General features: G+C 44.8%; 17 protein-coding genes and 1 other annotated feature. All 17 genes read left to right on the top strand.

From position 1 onward, the window contains the following. The first annotated feature begins 103 nt into the window (after positions 1-103). The 17 genes from pgeF to V1497_RS07935 all read left to right on the top strand — a co-directional run bounded on the left by pgeF (position 104) and on the right by V1497_RS07935 (position 18,950). Complete coding sequence (pgeF, locus tag V1497_RS07855) at positions 104-925, top strand: peptidoglycan editing factor PgeF (RefSeq protein ID WP_349410425.1); 822 nt, start codon at positions 104-106, stop codon at positions 923-925. A 19-nt stretch (positions 926-944) separates the two neighbouring features. Continuing rightward, on the top strand, positions 945-1,622 hold the full coding sequence (locus V1497_RS07860; RefSeq protein ID WP_349410426.1) for a YggS family pyridoxal phosphate-dependent enzyme: 678 nt from the start codon (positions 945-947) through the stop codon (positions 1,620-1,622). A gap of 11 nt (positions 1,623-1,633) precedes the next feature. After that, positions 1,634-2,065, top strand: a complete 432-nt coding sequence (locus V1497_RS07865; RefSeq protein WP_349410427.1) for a cell division protein SepF — start codon at positions 1,634-1,636, stop codon at positions 2,063-2,065. Between the two features lie 25 nt (positions 2,066-2,090). Then, positions 2,091-2,345 carry a YggT family protein gene (locus V1497_RS07870; protein ID WP_349410428.1) on the top strand — a complete coding sequence of 85 codons (255 nt, stop codon included), beginning with the start codon at positions 2,091-2,093 and terminating at the stop codon, positions 2,343-2,345. A 9-nt stretch (positions 2,346-2,354) separates the two neighbouring features. Continuing rightward, positions 2,355-3,134 (top strand): RNA-binding protein, encoded by a 780-nt coding sequence (locus tag V1497_RS07875; RefSeq protein ID WP_349410429.1) that lies wholly within the window; start codon positions 2,355-2,357, stop codon positions 3,132-3,134. Positions 3,135-3,203: 69 nt separating this feature from the next. Continuing rightward, a complete protein-coding gene (locus tag V1497_RS07880; protein ID WP_349410430.1) occupies positions 3,204-3,725 on the top strand; it encodes a DivIVA domain-containing protein in 522 nt (173 codons plus the stop codon). A gap of 42 nt (positions 3,726-3,767) precedes the next feature. Beyond that, positions 3,768-3,997 (top strand) — a binding site (T-box leader). A gap of 71 nt (positions 3,998-4,068) precedes the next feature. Then, positions 4,069-6,828, top strand: coding sequence for an isoleucine--tRNA ligase (gene ileS, locus V1497_RS07885; protein ID WP_349410431.1), 2,760 nt, complete (start codon positions 4,069-4,071; stop codon positions 6,826-6,828). Between the two features lie 237 nt (positions 6,829-7,065). Beyond that, the gene (locus tag V1497_RS07890) at positions 7,066-7,743 is read left to right on the top strand and encodes a TraR/DksA C4-type zinc finger protein (RefSeq protein WP_349410432.1); all 678 of its coding nucleotides are present in this window, start codon (positions 7,066-7,068) and stop codon (positions 7,741-7,743) included. A gap of 118 nt (positions 7,744-7,861) precedes the next feature. Beyond that, positions 7,862-8,332 carry a signal peptidase II gene (gene lspA, locus V1497_RS07895; protein ID WP_349410433.1) on the top strand — a complete coding sequence of 157 codons (471 nt, stop codon included), beginning with the start codon at positions 7,862-7,864 and terminating at the stop codon, positions 8,330-8,332. Between the two features lies 1 nt (position 8,333). Beyond that, positions 8,334-9,251 (top strand): RluA family pseudouridine synthase, encoded by a 918-nt coding sequence (locus V1497_RS07900; protein WP_349410434.1) that lies wholly within the window; start codon positions 8,334-8,336, stop codon positions 9,249-9,251. Positions 9,252-9,511: 260 nt separating this feature from the next. Further along, complete coding sequence (gene pyrR, locus V1497_RS07905; RefSeq protein WP_349410435.1) at positions 9,512-10,051, top strand: bifunctional pyr operon transcriptional regulator/uracil phosphoribosyltransferase PyrR; 540 nt, start codon at positions 9,512-9,514, stop codon at positions 10,049-10,051. Between the two features lie 169 nt (positions 10,052-10,220). After that, positions 10,221-11,546: a solute carrier family 23 protein gene (locus tag V1497_RS07910; protein WP_349410436.1), complete on the top strand. Its 1,326-nt coding sequence runs from the start codon at positions 10,221-10,223 to the stop codon at positions 11,544-11,546. Positions 11,547-11,701: 155 nt separating this feature from the next. Continuing rightward, positions 11,702-12,616: an aspartate carbamoyltransferase catalytic subunit gene (locus V1497_RS07915; RefSeq protein WP_349410437.1), complete on the top strand. Its 915-nt coding sequence runs from the start codon at positions 11,702-11,704 to the stop codon at positions 12,614-12,616. Continuing rightward, complete coding sequence (locus V1497_RS07920) at positions 12,600-13,883, top strand: dihydroorotase (RefSeq protein ID WP_349410438.1); 1,284 nt, start codon at positions 12,600-12,602, stop codon at positions 13,881-13,883. Before V1497_RS07915 ends, V1497_RS07920 begins: the two co-directional genes overlap by 17 nt. Continuing rightward, positions 13,883-14,983 (top strand): carbamoyl phosphate synthase small subunit, encoded by a 1,101-nt coding sequence (locus tag V1497_RS07925; RefSeq protein WP_349410767.1) that lies wholly within the window; start codon positions 13,883-13,885, stop codon positions 14,981-14,983. The genes V1497_RS07920 and V1497_RS07925 overlap by 1 nt, the downstream gene beginning before the upstream one ends. Continuing rightward, positions 14,968-18,177, top strand: coding sequence for a carbamoyl-phosphate synthase large subunit (gene carB, locus V1497_RS07930; protein WP_349410439.1), 3,210 nt, complete (start codon positions 14,968-14,970; stop codon positions 18,175-18,177). The genes V1497_RS07925 and carB overlap by 16 nt, the downstream gene beginning before the upstream one ends. Continuing rightward, the gene (locus V1497_RS07935; RefSeq protein WP_349410440.1) at positions 18,174-18,950 is read left to right on the top strand and encodes a dihydroorotate dehydrogenase electron transfer subunit; all 777 of its coding nucleotides are present in this window, start codon (positions 18,174-18,176) and stop codon (positions 18,948-18,950) included. Before carB ends, V1497_RS07935 begins: the two co-directional genes overlap by 4 nt. Position 18,951: the final 1 nt, after the last annotated feature.

Below are 18,951 nucleotides of genomic sequence, written 5' to 3' on the forward strand. Positions count from 1 at the left end.
AAGCTTGTATCCAATTCTCCAACAATTCAACAACTTGTGATAAAATAAGGGGAGCAATCAGAACAATCGACAGCCGGGTATCGATGTTCAAGGAGGGTTGAAAATGGCTGAACCGTTCCAATTAAAACATGAAACATTCTTTGATATTCAAATGAAATCAGATGTTGCACATAACCCAGTTGTAGCTGGATTTTCAACAAGGCATGGAGGATTCAGTGACAAGCCATTTCAATCCTTGAATCTTGGACTGCATGTGAACGACAATCCCAATGATGTGGTTCGGAATCGCATCAAACTTGCTGAGGCGCTAGGTACGACCCTTGACCAATGGGTCTTCGCCGAACAAGTTCATGGAAAGGAAATCCAAAAAGTCAGTGCTGGTGATCGTGGCAAGGGTTCAACCATAATGAAAACGGGAATGATAGGGAAAGATGGTTTGTACACGAAAGATCGCGACACAGTACTTGCACTCGCTTTCGCAGATTGTGTACCGGTCTTCTTCTCAGCTCCTGGTCATTCCATTGTAGGTATTGTACATGCTGGATGGAAAGGCTCTGTTCTCGGCATTGCACGAGATATGGTCGAGCTTTGGAAACAGGATGAAGGTATTCCAGTTGAGGATATCAAGGTATGGATCGGCCCATCCATCCAACAATGTTGTTATGAAGTTGATGAACGTGTCATCTCCAATGTGGACAAGGTGGCTGATTCTCGATATAGCCCATATACTCGGAAGGATTCTGAAGACAAATTCATGTTGAGTTTACAGCGGCTGAATCAGCAATTGATTCTTCAAACAGGGATTCCTGAGAAGAACATCCAAGTCTCAGATCATTGTACAAGCTGTGAAGTCTCGACCTTCTTTTCACATAGGAAGGAAAAAGGTCAAACAGGCAGGATGCTTGGTTTCATCAAGTTGTTATAGGTGGTGAAGATTAATTACATTGAGTATTCAAAATAACTTGCAGATGATAAAGCAGCAGATTGAGGATGCATGTCAACATTCCGGAAGAAATGCAGATGAAGTATCCATCATTGCTGTGACAAAGTACGTAAGCGTTGATACAGCTCAAGAAGCTGTTTCCGCAGGTGTGACCCACTTAGGTGAAAATCGGGATGATGGATTCTTACATAAATATGAACAAATTGACGGCAACGTCGCATGGCATTTCATAGGCACGTTGCAATCACGGAAAGTCAAGTCGATCATCGACAAGGTCGACTATATCCATTCATTGGACAGGATGTCTCTGGCAAAAGAAATACAAAAAAGGGCAGAGAAGAAAATCAAATGCTTCGTGCAAGTCAACGTTTCAGGGGAGGATTCCAAGCATGGCATAAACCCTGATCAATTGCCCGATTTCATCCGAAAGTTGTCCGATTATGATTCAATCGAGGTTGTCGGTCTGATGACGATGGCGCCTTTCATTGAGGATGAAGAAAGGCTCCGTTCATACTTCCGAGAAATGAGACGACTACAAATGGAGGTCCAGGCGATGAAGCTTTCCCATGCCCCTTGCCAAGAGCTCTCCATGGGAATGTCGAATGATTATGCCATTGCTGTAGAGGAAGGGGCAACATTTGTCCGAATCGGTACTTCACTTGTTGGAAAAGAATTTTAAGGAGGCTCACCATGGGTATAAAATCAAAGTTGAAACATTTTTTCGCTTTTGATGACGAACTTTATGAAGAAGAAGAGTATGGTGTAGAGTCGGAAGACGCTGGTGAAGAATATGAAACGTTGAGCCGTTCCAGAAGGGATCAGAAGAGCCAGAATATTGTAAGCCTTCAGAGTGTGCAGCAACAGGTAAAAGTCATGTTGCTCGAGCCGAGAACATATTCTGAAGCACAGGAGATCGCAGACCAGCTAAAGAACAGAAGAGCAGTGGTCATGAATCTCCAACGGATTCCTCTGGACCAGGCGAAAAGGATCGTCGATTTCCTCAGCGGCACCGTATATGCCATCGGTGGAGATATCCAGAAGCTCGGTCCCAACACTTTCCTCTGTACACCAGACAATGTGGATGTATCGGGTGCGATCTCCGAAATGGCAGGAGAACAATAGAAGAGAAAAAGGGTGGTAATAGAGAATGCTAGAAACGATTGCAATTTACGCGATCAGTGCTTATCGATGGCTGATCATCATTTACATTTTCATGTCCTGGGTCCCTAATGCAAGAGAATCGGCCTTTGGACAATTCCTGGGTTCAATCTGTGAACCGTTCTTATCCCAATTCCGTAAGATCATACCACCTTTAGGAATGATCGACTTATCTCCGATTGCAGCTTTGTTTGCTCTTTATTTTGCTGAAATCGGCGTTCGTTCCCTTTTCAGCATGCTGTAGGTGGAAGAAGTGTCGATATACGAGCATTTCAGACCAGAAGAGCAGCCGTTCATCGATCGGGTTATGGAATGGCGGAACATCGTCATTGACCAATACAGGATGAAAGTAACTAACTTTCTCGATCCGAGAGAACAGCATATTTTGCAAAGTCTAATTGGCAAGAACGATGACATCCGATTCAATATGTGGAAGGGGTACCAAGGCATAGAACGTACAAGAGCCTTGCTGTACCCCATTTATTATGACCCTCAGGAAAGTGACTTTGATGTTCAATGTCTCCAAATCGATTATCCATCGAAATTCGTCACTTTAAAGCATTCAGATGTTTTGGGAGCATTGATGAGCCTGGGGGTGAAGCGGAAGAAATTCGGTGATATCCTGTTGGGGGAAGGAATATGCCAGATCATCGTTGCTGCGGAAATTGCAGATTACGTCCGCTTGAATTTGACCTCCATCGGAAAGACAAACGTGAAAGTGGAAGAAATTACGACTGCACAGCTTCAACCGCCGCAAGAGGATTGGACCTTTGCTCAATGCACGGTATCTTCTTTACGTCTAGACACAGTCCTTGCGGAAGCCTTTCGTCTTTCAAGGTCTAAAGTATCGCCTTATATCACAAACAAAAAAGTAAAGCTGAATTGGAAAATTGTCGAACAACCTTCCAGTTTATTAGAGGCTGGGGACCAGATTTCAATAAGGGGACTTGGACGTGCAAAGCTTATCGCTGTTGAAGGACAGAGCAAAAAGGGAAAATGGAAAATATCGTTGGGTACAAAAAAATCCAGCTGAACAGCAGGAATCAATCTGTAAACTGTCGAAAAAGAAAGATAGTAAAGACATCGATACGGGGGTGGCGTCATGCCTTTAACACCATTGGATATTCATAACAAGGAATTTAATCGTGGATTTCGTGGATATGATGAAGATGAAGTGAATGAATTTCTGGATCAAGTAATCAAGGATTACGAGTCTGTGATCCGGGAGAAGAAGGATCTTCAAGAAAAACTCACGAAAATGGAAGAAAAGCTATCGTATTTTACAAACATTGAAGAAACATTGAACAAGTCCATCGTAGTTGCCCAAGAAACTGGGGAAGAAGTAAAACGCAATGCAAACAAAGAAGCGCGTCTGATCATTAAGGAAGCTGAAAAAAATGCAGACCGTATTATTAATGAAGCACTTGCGAAGTCTAGAAAAGTCATGCTGGATATCGAGGAATTGAAGAAACAATCTTCAGTTTACAGGACAAGATTCCGTATGTTGATTGAAGCGCAGCTGGAAATGCTCAAGAATGAAGATTGGGATCAACTCATGCCTCCTGAAGAAGAGGAAGAAGAGTATCAGCTTGATGAAACGAAAGAGAACGCCAACGTCACTTGACGAAGGGCTTTGAAATCCGATATACTACTTAAACAGTAAGATACGAAGACTAAGATGGGGACAGTACGTTTCAGGAGCCTTCCTAGCGAGTCAGGGCATGGTGTGAGCCTGGCAAGGATTCTGATATCGGAAAATCACCCCGGAGTTCCTGGCTGAAAGAAGCAGTAAGCCAAGGCGGTTCATTCACGTTACGAATGCTAAGTGGGTCATGATTGGTATTGGAATCATGTGCCTATTAGGGTGGTACCGCGAGCAACCTTCTCGTCCCTATATGGGATGAGAAGGTTTTTTTGATGGAATGAAACTAAAATGAAGAATGAAGATGGAAAGGCAGGAAAGACATATGAATTATAAGGATACTTTGTTGATGCCGAAGACAGACTTCCCAATGCGTGGCGGTCTTCCAAATAAGGAGCCTAAGATTCAGGAGAAATGGGAAAATGAAAAGGTTTATGAGAAGGTGCAGGAGAAGAATAAAGACCTTCCAAAGTTCATTTTGCATGATGGCCCTCCTTATGCAAATGGAGACATCCATTTAGGTCATGCTGAAAATAAAATTTTGAAGGATATCATCGTACGGTATAAATCGATGAATGGGTTCAATGCTCCGTATGTCCCAGGTTGGGATACGCACGGTCTGCCGATTGAAACGGCCCTGGCTAAAAAGAAAAAAGTCAATCGTAAAGAACATAGCATCGCAGAATTCCGAAAGATGTGTGCGGACTATGCAATGGAACAAGTGAAACTTCAGAAAGAACAGTTCAAGCGTCTAGGTGTCAGAGGGGACTGGGAAAATCCATATATCACCCTGAATAAGGAGTATGAGGCAGAACAGATCAAAGTGTTTGGAGAAATGGCGAATAGAGGACTTATCTATAAAGGTAAAAAACCTGTCTATTGGTCACCTTCTTCTGAATCGGCGTTCGCTGAAGCGGAGATCGAGTACAAAGATAAACGGTCTCCTTCCATTTATGTGGCTTTCCCTGTCAAGGATGGCAAAGGTGTGCTTGATCAGGATGTATCGGTTGTTATCTGGACAACGACACCATGGACCTTGCCGGCAAACTTGGGGATTTCTGTCCACCCGGATTACACGTATATTGTCGTGGAAGCGGATGGTCGTAAGTACGTCATCGTAGAGGACCTTCTGGAACACCTAACGACCGCATTAGAATGGGAAAATACCCAAGTGTTGAAAAAAATGAAGGGATCTGAACTTGAACATGTGGTTACAACGAATCCATTGTTCGATCGTGATTCCCTCGTCGTATTAAGTGATCACGTAACAACTGATTCAGGTACAGGATGTGTTCATACCGCACCGGGTCATGGTGAAGATGACTTTAAAGTCGGTAAACGCTATAACCTTGGTATCCTTTGCCCTGTAGACGATAAGGGCTATATGACAGAAGAAGCACCTGGATATGAAGGCATGTTTTATGACGAAGCAAACAAACCGATTACGGAGAAGCTGAAGGAGATTGGTGCTCTTCTCAAGCTGGAATTCATCACGCACTCCTATCCGCATGATTGGAGAACGAAGAAGCCGATCATCTTCCGTGTTACAGACCAATGGTTTGCTTCCATCGATAAAATCAAGGATCAGATTTTATCTGAAATCAAAAATGTAAAATGGTACCCACATTGGGGTGAAACACGTCTTCACAACATGGTCAAGGACCGTGACGATTGGTGTATTTCCCGTCAAAGAGCATGGGGCGTGCCGATTCCGGTCTTCTATGGTGAAGATGGCGAACCGATCATCACGCCTGAAACGATTGAACATATTTCAAACTTGTTCAGAAAGCATGGATCGAACGTCTGGTTCGAGTGGGATACGAAAGACCTTCTACCAGAAGGCTTCACATCTGAACATAGTCCGAATGGTACGTTCACGAAAGAAACAGATATCATGGATGTGTGGTTTGATTCAGGATCCTCCCACCAAAGTGTATTACATGAGCGTCCTGAGCTGGAGCGACCTGCAGACGTCTATCTTGAGGGGACGGACCAATATCGTGGATGGTTCAACTCTTCTCTTTCTACCAGCGTAGCTGTAACGGGTAAATCCCCGTATAAAACGATCATCACACATGGATTCGTGCTTGATGGTGAAGGGAAGAAGATGAGTAAATCCCTCGGCAATGTCATGGATCCGATCAAGGTGATGAAACAACTTGGAGCGGACATCATCCGCCTTTGGGTCGCATCTGTCGATTACCAATCAGACGTACGTGTATCCGACGATATTTTGAAGCAGGTTTCGGAAGTGTACCGAAAAATCCGCAACACCCTCCGATTCATGCTTGGAAACTTGAATGGCTTTGATCCTGCTCAGCATCGCGTGAAGTTTGAAGACATGAATGAATTGGATCAATACATGGCAGTGAAGGTGAACGATCTTGTCGATCGCGTGAAGAAGTCATATGATGATTATCAGTTCTTGAGCGTATACAATGCGATTCATAATTTCTGTACGATCGAATTGAGCTCGTTCTATCTCGACCTTGCTAAGGATACGTTATATATCGAAGCGGAGGATGATCATAAGAGACGGTCCATGCAGACGGTCCTTTATGACAGTGTTGTGGCACTTACGCAAATGGTCGCACCGATTCTCGCCCACACAGCTGATGAAGTCTGGGAGTATATCCCTGGTGAAAAAGAAGAGAGCGTCCAATTGACGAACATGCCTGAAGTGAAAGAATATGACAATGCAGATGCCCTGTTAGAAAAGTGGGACAAAATGCTTGATATCCGTGACGAAGTATTGAAGGCACTTGAAAATGCTCGTAATGAAAAAGTCATCGGGAAATCTCTTGCTGCCTCCATCAAGCTCTACCCATCTGCTGACGCTAAAACGTTGTTGGATGGTGTTTCCGAGCTGGATAAATTCTTTATCGTATCAGACGCAGAAGTCGTTGGTTCGAAAGAGGAAGCTCCTGAGGATGCAGAGGTGTTTGATCAAGTCGGTATCGTCGTAAAGGCTGCTGAAGGTGAAACGTGCGAACGTTGCTGGACGGTTTCCACTACAGTCGGGAAAGATTCTGACCATCCGACACTATGTACACGATGCGCAACAGTTGTCAAAAACAATTATTAATAAGTAGAACGGACCTTTGTGGTAAGTTCCTTAAGGCTGTCGAGAAATTTTCGACAGCCTTATTTTTATTATGTTAGGAGCTGTTTAATGTCCCTGAAGTCACAAAAAACGGAAAATGAGGGATAATAACGAGTGGTTCTCATACAAAGATCGTACTAAATCGGATCGAATCGATGGGTGTAAAAAGGCTGGCACTGGTCAAACTAATTGTAGGATTCTATTGGAGGGAAGCTGGCCATGAACTATGAACACTTGAAAAGACAGTTAGAGCACCGGAAAAGTGAAATTGAGCACGAGTTCGAACAGAACGATCATTATGGATTGAATCGTGGGTTTGCAAGTGATGTTTCGTCTGGTGAATTGTCGCAATATGATAATCACCCTGCAGACTCTGGAACAGAATTATACGAGCGGGAGAAGGATATTGCATTGAACGCACATTTGAAGGAAGAGCTCTCGGATATCGAGTACTCGTTAAACCAAATGGCACAAGGGACCTATGGAATATGTGAGGTGACAGGGAAGCAAATTCCGATGGAACGATTGGAGGCTTTACCGACCGCACGGACCATAAGAGAGGCGTCACCGAATCAGCAAATTTCAACAGATCGTCCTGTAGAAGAAGATGTCATCACTTCGATGGAAGAAAACTACTCTGAGGAAACGAACAATGAAATCAATGATCCAAACGCGTATTACGAAGTAGCTTCTTTCAACGAAAACAGTATGACCTATGAAGATTCATCCCTGATTGATAATGGTGATAAGACAGGATATGTAGAGGAATACGAGCAATTCGTTTCCACCGATATTGAAGGGTATACTGGAGCAGACCATGTTAATTTTGAACGGAATGTCCAATATGACGAATATATGAATGAACAATCCAACATCGATGAAGGTGAACAGTCATGATCCATGACTGTTCCTTTTCATAAGTTCACCGTAAAATCATTGGCACTTCTCTTGTTTCATTGTGAAACGACCTTTAATATGCTAAAATCAAACGGATAGAAATAAAGGTGGGGGAAACATGGAGAATGCTCGATATTATCTTCTAGCACTTTTTGTAATAATCGTCGACCAGTGGACAAAATGGCTTGTCGTCACTAGTATGGAATTAGGTCAGCAGATTACCTTGATCAAAGAATTTTTTTATTTGCACTCGCATCGGAATAGAGGAGCAGCATTCGGTATCCTGCAAGGGCAAATGTGGCTATTCATCATCGTCACGATCGTGGTCATCATAGCCGTTATTTATTACTTACATACAGAAGCAAAAGGAAATGCACTGTTAAGTACGTCACTCGCCCTGATACTAGGTGGAGCGATCGGGAATTTCATTGATCGCCTGTTCAGGGGAGAGGTAGTTGATTTTCTCGACTTTTACATTATCACATATGACTTTCCGATTTTTAATATTGCTGATTCCGCATTGGTGATTGGAGTCGGATTGATCGCAATCGCATTTTTATTAGATAGTAGAACGACTAAGGAGACATAATATGGAACAAGTATTAATAAAGGTGACTGAATCGAACAATCGTGAACGGATCGATAAAGTCATCGCCAGTGAACAGGAAGAAACATCCCGATCCCAGGTCCAGCAGTGGATTAAAGAGAATCGGGTAAAAGTGAATGGTGAGCTTGTAAAAGCCAATTACAAATGTACAGATGGCGATGAAATCATCATTGAAATCCCCGAACCGGAGCCTTTGGAAGTCATACCAGAACAGATGTCATTGGATATCGTCTATGAGGATCAGGACTTACTAGTCGTCAACAAGCCTCGAGGAATGGTCGGCCATCCAGCACCAGGTCATATGAACGGCACATTAGTGAATGGTCTTATGGCCCACTGTAAGGATCTCTCCGGAATCAATGGCGTTTTACGACCAGGTGTTGTCCATCGGATTGACAAAGACACTTCTGGTTTGTTGGTCGTCGCGAAAAATGATATGGCACACAAGCATCTTGGGCAACAGATGAAGGATAAGACGACGACGCGTAAATATGAAGCGATTGTCCATGGGGTCATTCCTCATAATAAAGGGACAATCGACGCTCCGATCGGACGTGATGTCCATGATCGCCAAAAGATGGCTGTCACGGATAAAAACAGTAAAGATGCCGTTACTCATTTCAATGTGATAGAAAGGTTCAGCCGTTATACGTTCGTAGAATGTATCCTTGAGACCGGAAGAACCCATCAGATAAGGGTCCACATGAATTATATCGAATTCCCTGTAGCTGGAGATCCGAAATATGGACCTAAAAAGACACTTCCGATCGAGGGACAGGCGCTGCATGCCAAGACGTTAGGGTTCATCCATCCTAGGACAGGTGAAGAGATGCAATTCACCTCTGAATTGCCGGATGACATGTCGACATTACTGGACGAACTTCGTCGAAATAATGCTTGACAGGCCTGGCAGGCTTTGAGATAATCAGTGCAACAAATTGAAAAGCACCTTTAAAATCAGTCCCGTGAGGCTGAGAAGGGAAACGGTTCGGTCGATGAGCGCTTTAGAAGAAGTGTATGCTCATGGATTGTCACAGCATAAGTCTACCCTCTCACAAATCACGGTGAGAGGGTTTTTTGATATCGTCCCAGGTGGACAGCGAAACCATATTAGAGAGAGTACAAAAATACGATAAGTCGATAAAAGGGGGGTGAACGGTTGTGGAACATACCGTATTGCTTGATCAACAGGCAATCAAACGGGCTTTGACAAGGATTGCACACGAGATCCTTGAACGGAACAAAGGGACTGAGAACCTAGTTCTTGTAGGCATCAAAACACGCGGAGTCTACCTTGCAAACCGTTTGAGTGAAAGGATAGAACAAATCGAGGGTGTACGTGTCAACAGTGGAGAAGTGGATATCACCTTATATCGCGATGACCTTTCAAAAAAGACGGACAACGAAGAACCGATGTTGAGAGGAACGGATATACCGGTTGATATCACGAACAAAACAGTGGTGCTCGTCGATGATGTCCTATTTACAGGGAGAACCGTCAGAGCAGCGATGGATGCAGTGATGGACCTAGGAAGACCCTCTCAGATCCAACTCGCTGTACTCATTGATAGAGGACACCGAGAGCTTCCGATCCGACCTGATTTTGTCGGTAAGAACGTACCGACATCTCGTGAAGAGATCGTCAGTGTCGATTTAAATGAAGTAGATGAAAAAGAACAAGTGATCATTCAAAAAAACTGATATGGCCCTTTTTAAGTCAGTCCCGTGAGGCTGGCAAAGGGGAGTGAGATGGCGAAAGTACGGATATACAGGAAATCTGTATACCTATGGACGACCACTTCATCCAACCTCTTTGCATGCCTGCAAAGAGGTTTTTTTTGGGCCTCAAAATCTGAGGAGGAATTGAATCATGAATCAAAAAGAAATTGGAATCCGTGAAGTACCTAACCCAGGAAAATGGTTGACTTTAAGCTTTCAACATCTTTTCGCGATGTTCGGTGCAACGATCCTTGTGCCGTTCTTAGTAGGTTTAAGTCCAGCTGTTGCCCTTGTGTCAAGCGGCTTAGGTACACTCGCTTACCTGTTGATCACCAAAGGACAGATTCCGGCGTACTTGGGATCATCCTTCGCTTTCATTGCGCCGATCGTTTTGGCGAAGTCATTAGGTGGGATGGAAGCAGTCATGGTCGGAAGTTTCCTCGCTGGACTAGTGTATGGAGGAGTCGCACTCATGATCCGGGGACTGGGCATAAAATGGCTCCTGCAAATTCTGCCCCCTATCGTCGTCGGTCCTGTAATCATCGTGATTGGTCTTGGTCTGGCAACAACTGCAGTTGATATGGCAATGTACATTCCGGGGTCGGATCCGAAGGTATACAGCCTGCCCCACTTTTCAGCAGCCTTGGTCACGTTAGGAATTACCATTATTGCAGCAGTCTTCTTAAAAGGCTTTTTCAGTCTGATACCGGTTCTAGTCGGTATTGTCGGAGGTTATGTGTACTCCTACTTCATCGGTTTGATTGATTTCACACCTGTCCGTGAAGCGCAATGGTTCCAGGTTCCGGACTTGATGGTTCCATTCGTTACGTATACACCAGTCTTTTCATGGCAGATCGCCCTGATTATGGTTCCGATTGCAGTGGTTACCATTACTGAGCATATTGGTGATCAAATGGTGCTTAGTAAAGTCGCCGGGAAGAACTTTATTGCAAAACCTGGACTTCATCGCTCGATCATGGGTGATGGTGTTGCCACAATGATTGCTTCCTTCTTAGGCGGACCACCTAATACAACGTACGGAGAAAATATCGGAGTCCTTGCGATAACTCGTGTATTCAGCGTCTTCGTAGTTGGAGGAGCGGCAGTACTGGCCATTGCGTTCGGCTTCATCGGAAAGATAACAGCGCTAATTGGAACGATTCCTACACCTGTCATGGGAGGGGTATCCATCCTCCTATTCGGTATCATTGCTTCATCAGGCTTAAGAATGCTGATTGATAACAAAATCGATCTTGGTGAAAAACGCAATCTAGTCATTTCGTCCGTCATTCTCGTACTCGGTGTAGGTGGCGCAACCCTCCAGATTACGGAGGAATTTCAAGTGGCGAGCATGGCGCTTGCAACGATTACAGGAATTGCATTGAACCTGCTCATTCCAGGGAGAGATAAAGACATTCACGAGGCTTCCATTTTTAGTGAAGTGACCGAAGAAAAATCGAAAGAACCTGCAGCATGATGTACCATCTTTTAAATAATGTCCAGAGAGGCTTATAAAGATGGGCTGTTAGTATAAGGACGACGAAATCAAGTTCGTCCTTCTGCTTAAACACGCCTAGACGATGTCCAAGGCGTGTTTTTTTTACAAACATTGAGTTGTTAGGAGTGATAGCAATGAATCATTTGCTTACGATTGATACGTTAAGTCCTACTCGAATCGAATATCTTTTGAAGCGAGCACAGTATATTTTGGATCGGAATTTCGATGTATCTGAACCTACCGAAAAGCGGTTTGTCGCAAACTTATTCTATGAACCGAGTACACGGACAAAATTCAGTTTTGAAGTTGCAGAAAAGCGTTTAGGGTTACACGTACTCAATTTTGAAGCAGAGGGGTCGAGTGTTCAGAAGGGTGAGTCGTTGTATGACACTGTACGGACACTCGAAGCAATCGGAGCAGAGGCGGTCATCATCCGGCATAATGAAGACAGGTATTTCCAGCAGCTGCAGGACGTTGGAATCCCGATTTTAAACGCAGGGGATGGCTGTGGAAACCATCCAACACAATCGCTACTCGATCTCTTGACGATTCAGCAGGAGTTCATCGTATTACAAGGATTGACGGTGGCCATCATAGGGGACTTAAGACATAGTCGTGTCGCTCGATCCAATGCAAGCCTACTGACGAAGATGGGTGCTAAAGTACTCTTTTCGGGTCCAGAACAATGGTTTGACACAGAAATGCCGAATGGAACCTACGTACCGATCGATCAAGCGATTAAAGAGGCAGATGCAGTCATGATGCTGAGGATTCAGCATGAGCGTCATGCCGATATCATGGATTTGACCAAAGAACAATACCACCAACAGTTCGGTCTGACGGTTGAGCGTGAAAGACTGATGAAGAATCAAAGCATCATCCTGCACCCTGCACCAGTGAACAGAGGTGTGGAGATCGCAGATGAATTGGTCGAATGCGGTCGTTCAAGGATTTTCAAACAGATGACAAACGGTGTAGCCATAAGGATGGCTGTCTTACAATGGGCACTACAACTCGAGGAGGTAAAAAACGATGGGATTACTGCTTAAGAATGCAAGGCTTTGGAATGGAAGAAATGATGGGTTGATTGATGTACTGATCACAGAATCCAAGATTACGGAAATGGCTTCAAACATTGATTCTGAAGGCCACGAGGTCATTGATTTGGATGGGAATCTTATCGCACCAGGATTTGTCGACTTGCATGTCCATCTGAGAGAGCCAGGAGGAGAACATAAGGAAACGATTGAAACAGGGTCGCTTGCTGCAGCAAAAGGTGGGTTTACGACAATTGCAGCGATGCCGAATACTCGTCCTGTACCTGACTGTGTGGAAACGATGCGTGATTTGCAAAAACGGATCAAGGATACGGCCGTAACTCGGGTGCTGCCGTATGCTGCAATTACAAAAAGACAAATCGGTAAGGATCTCGTTGATTTTGAAAGCCTCAAAGCAGAAGGAGCATTCGCATTCACAGATGATGGAGTAGGGATCCAAAATGCAGATACGATGCTGCAGGCTATGAAAAAAGCGGCAGAGCTTCAAATGCCGATTGTCGCACATTGTGAGGAAAATTCACTCATACATAGTGGGTGTGTACATGATGGGGAATATGCAAGTGAACATGGCTTAAACGGTATCCCTTCGGTATGTGAAAGCGTCCAGATAGCGAGAGACGTATTGCTTGCAGAGGCGACTGGGGTTCACTATCACGTTTGCCATATCAGTACGAAAGAATCCGTCAGAATTGTCCGTGACGCAAAGAAAGCAGGCATTCATGTGACCGCAGAAGTTACGCCGCATCACCTGCTTCTCTGTGAAAAGGATATCGTAGACCAGTCTCCAAACTATAAAATGAACCCTCCATTACGAAGTGAAGAAGATCGTAATGCCCTTATCGAAGGTCTGTTGGATGGGACGATCGATTTCATCGCGACAGACCATGCCCCTCATACAGAAGAAGAAAAGTCTGTCGGCATTGAGAGAGCACCGTTTGGAATCGTCGGTTTAGAAACCGCATTTCCGCTCTTATACACGTACCTTGTTAAACCAGGAATCTGTGACATGGAATTCCTGATTGACCGGATGACGAGCAAACCATCCGCCTGCTTCGGACTTCCCTATGGAAGAATTGAACAAGGTGCTCCAGCGGATCTTGTCGTAATTGACCTTGAGCATGAAAAACCGATCCAACCAGAAGCTTTTCTATCGAAGGGTCGTAACACACCTTTTGTTGATCGTATCTGTAACGGTTGGCCGATTCTCACTTTGGTAGCTGGAAAAGTAGCTTACAAGAATAGGAGTGTAATGGCATGATGAAGCGACAGCTGATTTTGGAAGATGGTAGTGTTTTTGAAGGGACAGCAATCGGAAGTGAACGTGAAACATCGGGGGAAGTCGTATTTACGACGGGAATGACAGGTTATCAGGAAACGTTATCAGATCCCTCTTATTGTGATCAGATCATCACCTTCACGTATCCATTAATCGGTAATTACGGCATTAATCATGAGGACTTCGAATCTATCGAACCTGCTGCTGCCGGCATCATTGTAAGTGAGGCTGCGAGTGAACCCAGCCATTGGCAATCGACAAGTACATTAGATGAGCTGTTACGAGTGAAAGATATACCCGGAATTGCTGGAATCGATACACGAGCATTGACGAAAAAAATACGCACCCACGGTACATTAAAAGGGAAGATATGCTCCTTGGATGTAAATGTTGATGAGGTGATTGAAGCTCTTCAATTCGCTTCCTTGCCGAAGGATCAAGTGCAAAAAGTATCGACGACTACCCCATATACATTACCAGGTAGAGGGAAGCGGGTTGTCCTTGTAGACTTTGGTGCGAAAAGAGGCATTCTTCGTGATCTGATTGAAAGGGGATGTGATGTGACAGTCGTCCGCTACAATGTCAGTGCTGAGGAGATTCTTCGACTCCAACCCGATGGCGTCATGCTAAGTAACGGACCAGGGAATCCGACGGATGTACCAGAAGCGATTGAAATGGTGAAGAACCTACTTGGGAAAGTGCCGGTCTTCGGAATCTGCCTTGGACACCAATTGCTAGGACTGGCTTGTGGAGCCAAAACGGTCAAGATGAAATTCGGTCATAGAGGTGTCAATCATCCAGTAAAAGATTTAGATCGTGATAAGGTCATGATCACTTCCCAAAATCACGGCTTCACTGTTGAACCGAACGGTCTTGAGGAGCTGGGGCTTATCATTACCCACACAGCAATTAATGATGGAACGGTTGAAGGATACCGTCATAGAGAACACCCGGCGTTCAGTGTTCAATTCCACCCGGAAGCTTCACCTGGACCGAATGATTCAAACGATCTATTTGAACAGTTCTTGACGCTGATGTCTACTTTTAAGAAAGCGGGGAATGCAGTATGCCAAAACGTCTAGATATAAAAAAGATTCTTGTGATTGGTTCGGGACCGATCGTCATCGGCCAGGCAGCAGAATTTGATTATGCCGGTACTCAAGCTTGTCAGGCTTTAAAAGAAGAGGGATACGAAGTCATCCTTGTCAATTCTAACCCTGCTACGATCATGACCGACACAACCATGGCAGATAAAGTATACATCGAACCATTGACAGTCGATTTCGTGAGCCGCATCATCCGAAAAGAAAAACCAGATGGCGTGCTCGCCACATTGGGTGGGCAGACTGGATTGAATCTAGCTGTGGAATTGTCTGAGGCAGGGATTTTAGAAGAACACGGGGTTGAACTCCTTGGAACGAACTTGAACTCGATTCAGAAGGCTGAAGATCGTGATCTGTTCAGGACACTGATGAACGAACTGAATGAACCGATTCCGGAAAGTGAAATCATACGTTCTTTAAGTGAAGCGAAGGAATTCGTCGAAAAGATCGGCTTTCCAGTCATCATCCGTCCGGCCTATACCCTGGGAGGAACCGGCGGGGGCATTGCGAACAACGAAGCAGAATTACATGAATTCGTCTCAAGCGGATTGAAATACAGCCCGGTATCTCAAGTTCTTCTCGAAAAAAGCATCGCCGGCTTCAAAGAAATCGAATATGAAGTGATGAGAGACGGAAAGGACGGGGCGATCGTCGTTTGTAATATGGAGAATATCGACCCTGTCGGGGTCCACACGGGAGATTCGGTCGTTGTAGCACCGAGCCAGACACTGACTGATCGCGAATACCAATTGTTACGAAATGCCAGCTTGAAGATCATCCGTGCGCTCGAGATTGAAGGGGGATGTAATGTGCAGCTTGCTCTCGATCCCAACAGCTCTAACTACTACATCATTGAAGTAAACCCTCGGGTCAGCCGGTCTTCGGCCCTTGCTTCAAAAGCGACAGGCTATCCGATTGCCAAGCTGGCTGCGAAAATCGCTGTCGGTTTTACATTGGATGAATTGAAAAACCCGGTAACAGGACGAACGTATGCGTCATTCGAGCCAGCCCTAGACTATGTCGTCACAAAAATTCCAAGGTGGCCATTCGACAAATTTGAAGCAGCCAACCGGACATTAGGCACTCAAATGAAAGCGACGGGTGAGGTGATGGCGATTGGACGAAATTTTGAAGAATCGTTATTAAAGGCGGTCCGATCGCTAGAGACAGATATCGATCATCTTCAAAGCTCCATAGATGCGACAGAGGTGGATGATTGGGAGGCAATCCTGAAAACCACGGACGATCAGAGGTTGTATAATGTCACAGAAGCGTTGCGGGCTAATGTTGAAATATCAACCATTTATGACTGGACGAAAATTGACCCGTTCTTTTTGAACAAATTGAAGTACATTACGGATATCGAGAAGAAGCTTGCTTCAGCTCCTTATCAATTGGACATTTTAAAAGAAGCCAAATTACGTGGATTTTCTGATAGGGAAATTGCCCGTCTATGGAAGGCGAAAGAAATCGATATCTTCACATTTAGAGAAGAGCACGGCGTATTCCCAGTTTATAAGATGGTCGATACGTGTGCGGCAGAATTTGATTCAGCCACGCCTTATTATTATGGGACGTATGGTCAGGAGAATGAGGTCGAGGCGAGTAAGAAGGATAGTGTCCTTGTTCTCGGATCAGGACCGATACGCATCGGTCAAGGAATCGAATTCGATTATGCAACGGTTCATACAGTTTGGGCGATCCAGGAAGCGGGATATGAAGCGATCATCATCAACAACAATCCAGAGACGGTGTCGACTGATTTCAGTACATCCGATAAGTTATATTTCGAACCACTTACGGTGGAAGATGTCATGCACGTCGTACGTGAAGAAAACCCAATTGGCGTCGTCGTCCAGTTCGGTGGTCAGACGGCAATCAATCTCGCATCTGAGTTAAGTGCTCGTGGGGTGAAAATTCTTGGCACAACATTAGAAGACATGGATAAAGCCGAAGATCGAGATAAATTTGAACGCACTTTACAGTCTCTTGATATCCCTCAGCCTCCAGGAAAGACGGCTACTTCTGTAGAAGGGGCGGTTCAGGTTGCGAGGGAAATCGGTTATCCTGTCCTTGTCCGTCCTTCGTATGTCCTCGGGGGCAGGGCGATGGAAATCGTCTATCAAGAAAATGAATTACTCCAATATATGGAAAATGCAGTGAAAATCAACCCTGAACATCCGGTATTGATTGATCGTTACCTGTTCGGTAAGGAAATCGAAGTAGATGCCATTTCCGATGGAGAGACCGTGTATATCCCTGGCATCATGGAACATATTGAACGAGCTGGCGTCCATTCAGGTGATTCAATCGCCGTCTATCCGCCACAAACGCTTTCGAGGCAAATGAAAGCTCAGATCATCGAATGTACGACAAAATTGGCGAAAGGCTTGAAAATCGTCGGTTTACTCAACATCCAGTATGTCATCTGTCAAGATGAGCTGTACGTATTGGAGGTAAATCCAAGGTCAAGCCGTACTGTACCATTCCTCAGTAAGATAACAGGTGTTCCGATGGCAAACCTGGCGACCAAAGCGATCCTTGGTGAACAGTTAAGCAGCCTAGGATATGAAACAGGCTATCACGAAGAGCCTGAAGATGTTTTTGTCAAAGTACCAGTCTTCTCTTTCGCGAAATTGCGCAGGGTCGATATTACACTCGGACCAGAAATGAAATCGACCGGAGAGGTAATGGGAAGGGACCGCACGCTGGAAAAAGCACTCTACAAAGGACTGATAGCTTCAGGAATGAATATACCGACATTCGGTTCTGTATTGTTCACCATCGCTGATAAAGATAAAGAAGAGGGTCTTTCCCTTGTTCGACGCTTCTACGAAATCGGCTATCAAATCCTTGCAACAGAAGGGACGGCGAACTACATCTCAGACCATGGTATCCCGGTTACCATCGTCAATAAAATCCAGGAAGGCACGCCAAGCTTGCTTGACCGTATCCAGCAAGGCGAAGTGCAATTTGTCGTGAATACGTTGACGAAAGGGAAACAACCAGCAAGAGATGGATTCAGAATCCGCCGGGAAGCGGTAGAGAATGGAGCGGTTTGTCTGACATCCTTTGATACAGTCAGAGCCTTATTGAATGTCATTGAATCCATGACGTTCTCAGCAAATGAAATGCCTTCCTTTGAAAAAAAGCAGGCAGGTGTCCTGCTTTGAGAAAGGAATTGACGACGATTGTTCATCATGAAAGGATCGCCGATCAGATTTATGAACTGACATTCACAGGGGAGCTGGTCACACATATGTCTGAGCCGGGTCAGTTCCTCCACATTCGTACAGGTGAACAGTACATGCCCCTTCTAAGGAGACCGATCAGCATTTGTGATGTTGATCTGGGTAAGAAAGAATGTACGATTTTGTATCGGACTGAAGGGGAAGGGACTCGATTGCTTTCGAAGAGAAGAGTAGGTGATCGCCTTGATGTACTCGGTCCTTTAGGAAATGGCTTTCCCCTTGATACGTTAGAACAAGGGGGGACCGCTCTTCTTATCGGGGGAGGAATTGGTGTGCCGCCTTTATATTACCTTTCTCGTAAGCTTGTCGAACGGAATATTCACGTCAAGCATGTCCTCGGATTTGCTTCACAGAAAGACGCCTTTTATATCGATAAATTTGAAATGCTTGGTGAGACGGTTGTGACCACCATCGATGGTTCTCTTGGGTTCCAGGGGTTCGTTACGGACTATGTGCTCGATGAAAACCCGTCTTATGATTTATTGTACACGTGTGGTCCAACCCTGATGATGAAGGCGATTGAAGAACAATTGAATCCTGAACGTGCTTATTACTCATTTGAAGAGCGGATGGGATGTGGAATCGGTGCATGCTTCGCTTGTGTATGTCCTGTAAAAGATGATCCAACTGGGAATGAATATCGGAAAATTTGTTCTGACGGACCTGTTTTTCCACAAGGAGTGATACAGCTGTGAG

Origin of the sequence: Pseudalkalibacillus sp. SCS-8, from assembly GCF_040126055.1 — a bacterium.
GTDB classification, from domain to species: domain Bacteria; phylum Bacillota; class Bacilli; order Bacillales; family Fictibacillaceae; genus Pseudalkalibacillus; species Pseudalkalibacillus nanhaiensis.